Consider the following 2,500-nt stretch of genomic DNA (forward strand, 5'->3'; position numbering starts at 1 on the left):
ACCGAGTCTGATAAGGGCGCATAGTCGCGGGCAGTAGACCCGAAACCGGGTGATCTAGTCATGCCCAGGGTGAAGGTGCGGTAACACGCACTGGAGGCCCGAACCCACTCCCGTTGCAAAGGTAGGGGATGAGGTGTGATTAGGAGTGAAAAGCTAATCGAACCCGGAGATAGCTGGTTCTCCTCGAAAGCTATTTAGGTAGCGCCTCATATGTATCCTCTCGGGGGTAGAGCACTGTTATGGCTAGGGGGTCATCGCGACTTACCAAACCATTGCAAACTCCGAATACCGAGACGGACTGTATGGGAGACACACGGCGGGTGCTAACGTCCGTCGTGAAAAGGGAAACAACCCAGACCCACAGCTAAGGTCCCAAATTCACTGCTAAGTGGAAAACCATGTGGAAAGGCACAGACAGCCAGGAGGTTGGCTTAGAAGCAGCCACCCTTTAAAGAAAGCGTAATAGCTCACTGGTCGAGTCGGTCTGCGGGGAAGATTTAACGGGGCTAAGCAGTGAACCGAAGCTTGGGGTGCATACTTTGTATGCGCGGTAGAGGAGCGTTCCGTAAGCCGTTGAAGGTGGATTGAGAAGTCTGCTGGAGGTATCGGAAGTGCGAATGCTGACATGAGTAACGATAATGCGGGTGAAAAACCCGCACGCCGAAAGCCCAAGGTTTCCTTGCGCAACGTTAATCGGCGCAGGGTGAGTCGGCCCCTAAGGCGAGGACGAAAGTCGTAGTCGATGGGAAGCAGGTTAATATTCCTGCACCTCGCGTAAGTGCGATGGAGGGACGGAGAAGGTTAGGTGTACCAGGCGTTGGTTGTCCTGGGGAAAGGCGGTAGGTTTGGATCTTTGGCAAATCCGGGATCCTTTAAGACCGAGCACCGAGACGAGCCTTTAAGGCGAAGTCACTGATACCACGCTTCCAGGAAAAGCTCCTAAGCTTCAGCTTACGCAGACCGTACCGTAAACCGACACAGGTGGGTAGGATGAGAATTCTCAGGCGCTTGAGAGAACTCGGGTGAAGGAACTAGGCAACATGGCACCGTAACTTCGGGAGAAGGTGCACCCTTTTTGGTGGCTCGTGCGAGCTATAGCTGAAGAGGGTCGCAGTAACCAGGCCGCTGCGACTGTTTATCAAAAACACAGCACTCTGCAAACACGAAAGTGGACGTATAGGGTGTGACGCCTGCCCGGTGCTGGAAGGTTAATTGATGGGGTCAGCCGCAAGGCGAAGCTCTTGATCGAAGCCCCAGTAAACGGCGGCCGTAACTATAACGGTCCTAAGGTAGCGAAATTCCTTGTCGGGTAAGTTCCGACCTGCACGAATGGCGTAACGACAGCGGCGCTGTCTCCACCCGAGACTCAGTGAAATTGAAATCGCTGTGAAGATGCAGCGTTCCCGTGGCAAGACGGAAAGACCCCGTGAACCTTTACTATAGCTTTACACTGAACGTTGAGTTCGTCTGTGTAGGATAGGTGGGAGGCTATGAAACTGTGGCGCTAGCTGCAGCGGAGCCATCCTTGAAATACCACCCTGTCGTGCTTGACGTTCTAACCTGGGCCCATTATCTGGGTCGGGGACCGTGTATGGTGGGTAGTTTGACTGGGGCGGTCTCCTCCTAAAGAGTAACGGAGGAGCTCGAAGGTACGCTCAGCGCGGTCGGACATCGCGCACTGTGTGCAAAGGCATAAGCGTGCTTGACTGCAAGATCGACGGATCAAGCAGGTAGGAAACTAGGACTTAGTGATCCGGTGGTTCTGTATGGAAGGGCCATCGCTCAACGGATAAAAGGTACTCCGGGGATAACAGGCTGATACCGCCCAAGAGTTCATATCGACGGCGGTGTTTGGCACCTCGATGTCGGCTCATCACATCCTGGGGCTGTAGTCGGTCCCAAGGGTATGGCTGTTCGCCATTTAAAGTGGTACGCGAGCTGGGTTCAGAACGTCGTGAGACAGTTCGGTCCCTATCTGCCATGGGCGTTGGAGATTTGAGAGGGGCTGCTCCTAGTACGAGAGGACCGGAGTGGACGAACCTCTGGTGTTCCGGTTGTCACGCCAGTGGCATTGCCGGGTAGCTATGTTCGGAAGCGATAACCGCTGAAAGCATCTAAGCGGGAAGCGCGCCTCAAGATGAGATCTCCCGGGGCACAAGCCCCCTGAAGGAACCATGTAGACTACGTGGTTGATAGGTCAGGTGTGTAAGTACAGCAATGTATTGAGCTAACTGATACTAATGATCCGAGAGGCTTGACCATATAACCTCAAGTTGCCTTGGCTTTACGACAGCGTCGTAAGAGCATCCAAGTGCACGCTACGTCACAAGAACTATGCGAGGCTGGCGCCTTGTCCCCCGGGACGAGTGCGACTCTCCAAAAGCCTCCCTGGTGAAATTAGCGCTGTGGAACCACCCGATCCCATCCCGAACTCGGAAGTGAAACGCAGCTGCGCCGATGGTAGTGTGGCTCAAGCCATGCGAGAGTAGGTCATCGCCAG

2 rRNA genes (both cut by a window edge) are annotated in these 2,500 nt (G+C 54.4%); both read left to right on the plus strand.

Annotated features, from left to right (window positions below):
• A 23S ribosomal RNA gene (locus SriyCCGPB3_RS01520) occupies window positions 1-2,262 on the plus strand (it extends 616 nt beyond the left edge of the window).
• 125 nt (window positions 2,263-2,387) lie between these two features.
• A 5S ribosomal RNA gene (rrf, locus tag SriyCCGPB3_RS01525) occupies window positions 2,388-2,500 on the plus strand; it runs 2 nt beyond the window's last position.

Source organism: Stenotrophomonas riyadhensis (assembly GCF_040256885.1).
GTDB classification, from domain to species: Bacteria; Pseudomonadota; Gammaproteobacteria; order Xanthomonadales; family Xanthomonadaceae; genus Stenotrophomonas; species Stenotrophomonas riyadhensis.